Source organism: Bacillus sp. 123MFChir2 (assembly GCF_000383235.1).
Taxonomy (GTDB): Bacteria; Bacillota; Bacilli; order Bacillales; family Bacillaceae_G; genus Bacillus_A.
The window spans coordinates 1-8,691 of sequence record NZ_KB910997.1 but is presented as its reverse complement, the minus strand read 5'-3'; the positions used below and the strand labels follow the sequence as shown (position 1 = coordinate 8,691).

The 8,691-nt window shown below is 31.3% G+C and carries 8 protein-coding genes; all 8 read right to left on the bottom strand.

From position 1 onward, the window contains the following. Positions 1-249: 249 nt before the first annotated feature. Entirely contained in the window at positions 250-939 is a 690-nt protein-coding gene (locus tag H280_RS24525) for a TniQ family protein (protein ID WP_081625719.1), read from the bottom strand. An 88-nt stretch (positions 940-1,027) separates the two neighbouring features. Continuing rightward, positions 1,028-1,294, bottom strand: a complete 267-nt coding sequence (locus H280_RS24520) for a hypothetical protein (protein ID WP_020665322.1) — start codon at positions 1,292-1,294, stop codon at positions 1,028-1,030. Next, positions 1,284-1,613, bottom strand: coding sequence for a hypothetical protein (locus tag H280_RS26670; protein WP_231401808.1), 330 nt, complete (start codon positions 1,611-1,613; stop codon positions 1,284-1,286). Before H280_RS26670 ends, H280_RS24520 begins: the two co-directional genes overlap by 11 nt. Further along, the gene (locus H280_RS24170; protein ID WP_231401807.1) at positions 1,606-2,412 is read right to left on the bottom strand and encodes a TniB family NTP-binding protein; all 807 of its coding nucleotides are present in this window, start codon (positions 2,410-2,412) and stop codon (positions 1,606-1,608) included. Before H280_RS24170 ends, H280_RS26670 begins: the two co-directional genes overlap by 8 nt. Positions 2,413-2,439: 27 nt before the next feature. Further along, positions 2,440-5,097, bottom strand: a complete 2,658-nt coding sequence (locus tag H280_RS0121965; protein ID WP_020063258.1) for a TnsA endonuclease N-terminal domain-containing protein — start codon at positions 5,095-5,097, stop codon at positions 2,440-2,442. Continuing rightward, positions 5,072-6,424 (bottom strand): TniQ family protein, encoded by a 1,353-nt coding sequence (locus H280_RS0121960; protein ID WP_020063257.1) that lies wholly within the window; start codon positions 6,422-6,424, stop codon positions 5,072-5,074. Before H280_RS0121960 ends, H280_RS0121965 begins: the two co-directional genes overlap by 26 nt. Positions 6,425-6,790: 366 nt before the next feature. Then, positions 6,791-7,522 carry a hypothetical protein gene (locus tag H280_RS0121955; protein ID WP_020063256.1) on the bottom strand — a complete coding sequence of 244 codons (732 nt, stop codon included), beginning with the start codon at positions 7,520-7,522 and terminating at the stop codon, positions 6,791-6,793. A 531-nt stretch (positions 7,523-8,053) separates the two neighbouring features. Next, positions 8,054-8,691: Kelch repeat-containing protein (locus H280_RS24165; RefSeq protein WP_020063255.1), on the bottom strand; the 638-nt coding region annotated here is incomplete at its 5' end.

Sequence of the window (8,691 nt, the reverse complement as noted above, 5' to 3'; positions counted from 1 at the left end):
AATGTGTGTGTAATGTATCCATAATATATCCTCCCTAAATTGAAATGAGATGGATAGTAGAGAGAAACGGAAAATCAACATTTTTCTGTACGTGATCAGACGAAGGAACTTCTGTCAACAAAGGGATGTGCACCAATCTCTCTCTTACAGTTTTTAGGTCAGGGTTTTACCCACCATAAAGAAATACGTACTCGGCTATCCATCATTATTATTCAGTATAGAAAGGTTTTAGGTGTGATAAACCCATTTTCATGTAAGGGATGTGAGTGCAAAATCATGATTGTTTTTAGTTAATTGCTTTGTCTCCTTATATTCATACTCTCTTTTTTGTAGTAATGGTTGTAACTTTCCTAAATCAACATTTTCTATAAGCAAGACATTCAACGGTACATCGAGGATTTCACAAACCTGTCCCCAAAACTGCATAGACGGTAGTATTCCATAATGGAACCAGTTGTTAACTCGTACCCTATTAAAGTTCAGTTGTCTCGCAAAATTTGCAATAGAAATTTTCGAGTTCTCATTTATTATTCTTCCAAAAAAGTGGCTGACAGAATTACGTAGAGGAGTTATTGTGGTTGAAAAATTACTGCTGATTAATTGTGAATAGCTATTAAAAGTTTTCTCTTCTAATTCAATAATTTGTTTATCGTTAATCTTTTGAGATAAATCATTATTCCCAAGAAACTCCTTACAAAAAGGACAATATCCCGACTGCATATCTCCAGTCAAGTAAGGAACTGTTTGTTTACAACTTGAACATTCTTCCTGTAATTTTATTTTGTGAATATTACAAATTGACAAATCCCTTAAACACCAGATTAATGGTTCATAAATAATCTGTTTTTTTTCTTTCCATGTATTCAAACACAATGGACACCATCGTTTATACTTATGGATTAAAAATAATTTATTAAAAATTGAGGACCAATTTAACATGGTTAAACCATTTAAATCATTCCTCTGCGTAAGATTTTCAAGAATCCTTACATATTCTCTTGTAGTTACACCTATACCATTAACATATTTACCCTCTATTAATTTTTTTTATTTTACTTTCATGCTCCTTCGTTAAAGAAGGGTATATATTTAAGGCTGGATAAACTTTTGCTTTTATCAATGTAGATACTTTAATGTTATGGCTATAAGCTAACCTACACATATAACTAGTTAGGCATTCTAAATATGCAGTTCCTTTACCCATAGGTTCTAATCCATAAAATTCACTTCTCTTTGGAAATAGCTCCTCATACTGACTTTCTTTGAACACTTTAATGTTATAATCAATATCCATCTTCCACTTCACCCACTTTATCCCTTTTAGGATTTCTAACTCCTACATTTCCTTTCCTTACAGTCTTTTTATTTTTTACCTTTTCGTTATCAATACCTAATTTTACTCTCACATCTAATATTTTTTCTTGATCTTCCATAAAGCAGGCCTCTCCTTGTGAAACTTCTTCCACAAGCTTAGAGATTTTATTTATAGACATTGCTGTTTGCCTCAAATGCTCAATTTCTAATACATACTCCTTCTTTTCTAAAGCTAATTTTAATGATCTTGTCAGCCAATCCTTTAATATCCCTATACAGCCTATCGTTCTCTCATACAAAAAAATCCCAATATTCTAATAAATCAGGATTATTTTCTATCGGAAGACATTCTAATAATCCTTTAATAATTCCTAAAAAATTAATAAAGTCTTTCTCATTAGATAAATCATACCTAGGAAATTGAATATCTATAGTTCTTCTTGCTAACTGACCATTTAAATTAACAAAATTTTTCAGTTCATATGTACCCACTAATATTTGTGGTACCTTCGTTAAGTTGGATAAAGATTTAAGAGAATCTAATTGATCTAAGTATTTTCTTGCTGATGGAACTTTAATAAAATGTTGGGCCTCATCAATAATAAACACTTTAGGTTTACGATAGTAAAAAGCATTTTCTAAAGACCTTCGTAACTCTGGAGAAGTGAAATAGCTTCCCTCTCGAACTCTCATTTTCTTTTTTATTCCAACTTCATCTTCATAAATAATTTTCTTATCAATCAATGGTTCCTCCATAGCTTGTAGTACACGTACATAAAAATCTTTCCAGTTAAAAACCCCACTATCTGGAGAGATTAGTTCTACAGATACAAATGGGAGAATAGATTTATCTCTTTCTAATTCACCCATTAACTCATTTATAATCGATTTCTTTAACTCATGTATAAGCGTTGATTTACCAACACCAGAAGGGCCCAGCACCATAATAATCTCGTTTCCAGAAGGGCTATTTATCAGTGACTTCAATTCAGACATTACTTGTTTCATTTTAGGATGAATAATCCTCACCCGTTTAAACTTTTGAATCTTCCCATCTATAGTTTGCTCGTCTGCTAATATAAGATGTTCTCTCGCCAAGGCTCTCACCTTTCTTTTCATTATTTCTTAGCTTTCTACAACCTTAAAATTGGGTATATCATCAATATTTATTTTCTTTAAATTAGACAACACTTTAGGAACTTTCATATCAATTTCTAATACCTCTTCTTCTAACACATCACGAGATTTTTGATTTTCCTGTTCAATAATAGCTTGATTCATTACCTTCTCATGACCTTCAATTGTTGGTATAAAAGCCGCTATTTGTTTAAGAGGTACCCTTCCTTTAATATTCAATTTATATCTGATTTCCTCAGTGATAATTTGTAATTGTTTATGTGTTTTCCCATCAAGGAGATAATAGTATTCTGATATACATTTAACCCATTTCTTATTTACATATGCATATAAAATACCTACATTAAAAGGATCATATTTTAAATCAATTTTTGTTTTTTCAATTTTCGGATTTTTAAACTCCTCATTCCAGTACCATACATTATTAAATACAACACCTTTTCCTGGTTGTACTAAACCTTTTCCCCTAGGTGTAGGCGGCAAAGTAGATAAAATAAAATTTTGATCATATGAAATAAAATTCATTTCCCTCTTTCCTCCTATCGCAATTCCTATATCATATTGCTTCTGAGGTGTCGTTCCTAAGCCAGCATGTATTGTATTTTCATAGTGATCAATCCATTCATAAAATAGCTTATTTAATTTCTCTAACGTCCAAATAGCAGAATTTTTAGGATTTGTACTTTTGGTCATCAACCTTACTTCTTTTGTTAATTGAGTATTACCTTGTAAATTGTGTATAAATGAAGTATTAGTCGTTCCAAATAGGCGTTCTATAACACTCCCAAAACGAGCTTTCGCAGCTGGCCTCTCCTTTTTGTTAATTCTATGTTGTGCACACAGGACATCGAAATATAAACTATGAAATTCCTTTCCTCCGTCAACAACAAGATTCTTAGGTAATTGTCCATTCCTTCGAACACATTCTCTTAAAACCATCATAATTGAACGATAACTAGGTGAGTCAAAAGTAATGTAATGTGCTAAAGTTCTTCTACAATATGCATCCATTAGCAAAGTAAGGTAAGGTCTACGAGTAATCTTTTCCTTGCCATTCATTAAGACAAGTTCAATATCTAGCTCTGTATGATCAATATGTGCAATTTCAAATGGCCTATCACCATGCTTTGGAGTATGTATCTCTATATACCAGTGTTCCTTTGAATAGGCAGCCCTTTTGCCTTTTCTACTTTTCACTGTTTCATAACTTGAATAACTATTAACGTATTTCGTAAAAGTTACATAACTAGGGGAACTAAAACCTTTATTTTCACATTCCTCTTCTAATAAACTATATACCGCTTTTACATTCAGTTGCTTAATATTATGATGATGCTTTTCTATAACTTCTTTCATTAAATCCTGAACAGCATAATCGATTTTAGATGCTCTATTTCCTCTATTCTTTTTTTGTGGAAGCAGACCTAAAAAGCCATTTCCATATAACTTTTCAGCTTCTTCAAATGCCCTTTTCCATCTGCGTATAGTTCTATTACTATACTCGGCACTTATAGTTCCCTCACTATTTTCTTTCAAAAATTTATAACGACAATAGGCTTCCTCAATCTCCTGCGGAGAAGCACCTTCTAATAATGCTTGTTTATATTCTCCTTGTTCTTCTATACATTCGATGGGCTCTATAAACTGAATATTTCCTTTATCATTAAGGAACTTTAAATTTTTCTGAGATATATCCACTAAAGCATCTTCCTCATCTACCAAAGAGATGATAGTATTCCCTATGTTCATGACTGTGTACATTTTTCCATCCCATATTAACTTACTACCTTGTTTTAAAATATTAGATTTGATAACATGTGAAGCCTCATTATCTTCACTTCGAGAAAAAGCTGTTTCATATATATGTGCTAATTCTTTAGTTAAAAACATTGAAACTTCATGATGCTCTACCAAAATGCATTCGTATAAATTAACATAAATATCACCTTGAGCAATCATGTTATAAATATCATCTATGGTTAAACTATTATAAGATTGTAAAACTTCTTCAATGGTAATACCGTATTTCGAGGATACAATGTCTTTCATTAAAATTTTTTTCTCTTCTTCCACTTCTAAATGTTTTGGGACATTCATATAGTCCTCTAAAACTTGAATATTTCTAGAAAATTTCCAATTAATTCCTTTAGAACTTCTCAAATAAAATTTCAATCCGAATTTTTCTGCAAATTTTTCTCCTGGTGGACATCTCCAATTTCCTTCTGCATCTTTAACATATCTATTAGGAGATTGTTCACTTAATTTTAAAAGTTCCTCTTCTTGTTTCCACTCTTCCCACCCAGCTCCATTCTCTCTTATAACAAAAAAATCTGGAGTAGAACTAACCGAGACTTTGCGATTATTCTTAGACATATATTCTAAAAAAACTTTATTAGGTTGATCATAATATTCTAAGACTGAAGAATCATATTCCATTTTATATATTGCATTTAACTCAACTCTATGACTTTCAAATTGAATAGTCATACCCATTTTTCTACTTGAATAAAAACCCGGTACATTTCCACGTCCACTTTGAACTTTTCTACTAGGTGGGGAAATTCTAATATCATTAATTAGCTCTTGAGCTTTAACAGACAACTCATTTTCCTTGCACCAATTAATAAACTCGCGTTCTTGTAGCATACAATGCCTCCTTATAAACACTGAATTGCTTTTCGAATTCTAAACGTACTTGATAAAAATATTCTTTCATCTGACGATTTTTAAAAAGACATGGTAAATTTAATTCACGCTCTATTAGTTTTCTAGTAGGAAAAATATTTTGTAAAAAACAGGCATGACAGATTTCTTTTATCTGTTCTTTTAAAGAGGATATCTGAAGGGACTTTTCTTGAGTTCTTATTTGATGATTACGCTCTGAAATCTTCTTACAACATTCTGGGAAATTAGTATAAAGAAATTTTGTACTACATTTTAAATCCTTAGCAATATCACTTATTGTTTTTACACAAAGGTGTTGCTTTTGTATCTCATATAAATATACAGCAACTTCTTCATTACTAACTGTACATCTATCTCTCGCTTCCGCTACTTTACTTATATCTTTAGTTATTACATTAGATTTTATCTCTATTTTATTCTGCTCTATATACAATGCTTTTGCTGAAATATTTAAAGTATAAGCCATATCTAAGATGCTATTTAGCGGTGGAGTAACTTCTTTATTTATCCATCCCCATACAGTCGTTTTAGGGACACCTATATAATTTGCTAAACTTTGAATGTTTCCTTCAAAATTGTTATAAAGAATAGACGACAAATTTTCATATAGCGTGTTAAGGTTCAACTTTTGTTCTATACTTACTTCATCAAAAAAACTTTCTATACTTTGAGAAATATAATAGCTTTTTGGATCTATACAATGCGGATTACTTAATAATTGAAGCAATTGTGACTGACAGTAGGGGCATACTCCAATCCTACTCTTTCGATGTAAGAATGGAATTGATTTATTGCAAGTAGGACACTTTTGTTCTAAATCAATTTTATGATTTGTACATACATTGTAAGCTGTAAAGCTCCAAATTAGTGGGTAATACGAAGAATCTGTCATCCTTAACTCACCTAAGCATTTAGGACACCAAGCTAAACTTTTCCTTAATAATTTTCGAACTGGAAAAACCCCTTTAAATTCCACAAGAGTCAATTCCTCTAACTTTTCTACTCCTGTAAGTTTCTCTAAAGTAGCCACCATATCATTAGCATTCTTTTCGGTACCATTAATAGTTCTAGCACCGTCATAGAAACGATTTCCACCTCTATCTATACTATTTAACAAATACTCTTTTTCTAACATAGGAGCTATCTCATAAGCTAATAAATCACCTAAATATACAGCATGTGATTCTGCTAACCTAATTAAATAACTCAATAATGATTCTACAAATGGAGTTCCTACTTTTTGAGGATGCAAACCATATAACCTACTTTTCATTAGATTTTTGGACAATAGCTTACCTCCTTAATTTACTTACATTAAGAATATGGACAAATTTCAAACATTTTAACCGTATAGTGTCCTAAAATATATGGCCAAATGTTAGGTTGGAATAATAATTGATTAGAAAAAGGCTTTAAACATTTATTTAACCATATACAAAAAGAACTCGTTTTGTATAAAGATTGATCAAAACAAGTTCTTTCAGTTTATTAATGAAATTTAGCATGATTCCCAGTCTCCGCCAAATTGAGTATCGGAAAGTAACAACATTTTAAAGTCAAAAGAACAATACCTTTAAAAAATAGAACATCCGCTTTCCTTTCTGAAAAAATTCATAGAGAAAGCTGATCTCGAAATATGTAAAAATAATTTAATTCACCCTTCTATCTTTTGAACTATTATTATTTTTCCGGCTGTATGGTTTATTGTATCTTTAAGAATTTTTTTGTTTAAGAAATCATTTTTATTTTTTAATTGTTTTTCGAGTAATTGTTCTATCTTATCTTTTTTTGACGTAGAACGTTTGTCACGCTTGTAATTAGCCCAATAAAATTTTTTTCCTTTTAATTTGTTATTTTGTTTGCGTAGCTCTTCGAATGAATACCTTTTAATCTTTCCGCCAGCACTATCTGTAATAATAAACTTGAATTTCTCATCGTCATAATCACATATAGTGACCCAATGCGAAACTCTATAACCTTTTAAGGCAGGGAGTAATTCTCGGGCCTTGAGAGGTGCAGCAATACTAAATAATACAAAGGATTTTTTGCTTCGTATCTCTTCAATTACACTGTCATTCTCTAAGTAGTTAATATTTTTTATGTTAATGCTGTATTTAATGTTTCTATAAGAAATGTTTTCCTTAAAATTATCAATATTAACTTTAAGGAATTGCACAAACAATTCAAAATCAAAAAATTCTCCTACAAAAGTTATTCCAGTAATACCATTTCTTCGTTCTTTTATAAGATTGTTATCTAAAAGCTGATAAAGTAATTTATCAGCTTTTTCTTTAGATATCTTTTTATCTGAATTTATATTGTTTATCCCATTTATAAAAGCATAAATCCCACATGTTGGACCCGTTTGTTTAACAATACGGCTCATCAATAAACCTCTTTCCTAAAATACATTTTACTTAGTTATCTTGTATTAACTCCTTTTTCTTTACTCAATCATCATCTTTAATCTCTTTTTCAATTAAAAGAACAATTATTTGTAAAGAATCTTCTAATGTTTTAGAATAAACATGGTTAAAAACACCTGTACTAACTTGTTTATTAGTTTTAACAATAGTTGCTTGTGTGCCGTATTTGTCTTCAATAAAACATAAAATCTCTATGTTTGTTCCTTCTGCTAGGACGATTTCACAATATTTTTCTCAAATAATTAAATTGGTAACGAACATTTAATTTGTTGCATGTTATTAAATTCCTAAAAAATCTATATTATATAGAGAGATTTTTAAAAACACTCCATTTTGAACAACGTATTTTATAACTATACACAGTTTCAAAAACGACTCAACCATCGAATTCCGATAGAATATCGAATCTCGATGGTTGCTTAGTCCTTTTTATACTGCCTACTTGATAAGGATAAGAGCATATGTATGCTTCTCCTTAGTTGGTAGAACTCTTACTTTATAGCTTCTTCATCACCAATAAATTCCCAATTCGAAGAAGCTGTTTCAGAAAAAACTTCTATACTGTTGACAGGTATTGTTTTAGATTGGAAAGCGCCTCCACCAATTACATAAATTTTATTATCCATTGTAATTGAAATAGAACCCCATCTTGCCGCATTTAAATCTGCTGCCTGCGACCAAGTATTTGTCGATGGATCATATGTCTCGACAGTTTTCACAACTTCTCTCACAGCTGATCCACCTATGGCATATATTTTCCCATTCAATGCTGATACACTTAGGACATCTCGCGCAACCTTCATACCCGCTTTATTGGTCCAAGTATTAGTGTTAGGATCAAATTCTTGTAGATAATTATATCTAGCTGAATGGACCCCTCCACCTACAGCATAAATTTTATCATTAAGCACAGTTACTCCAACATGATGTAACGCATAAGGCATATCTTTCTTTCTAGACCATGTATGAGTCGCCGGATCAAACTCTTGCACTGTACTTATTGGTTGCATGTATGAATAACCACCAACTACATATATTTTATTGTTAAACGCTACTGTTCCTCCTCCTGAGAGAGCAACAGGCATAGACGTTGTAGTTGACCAAGAGTCCGTCGCAGGGTCATACACTT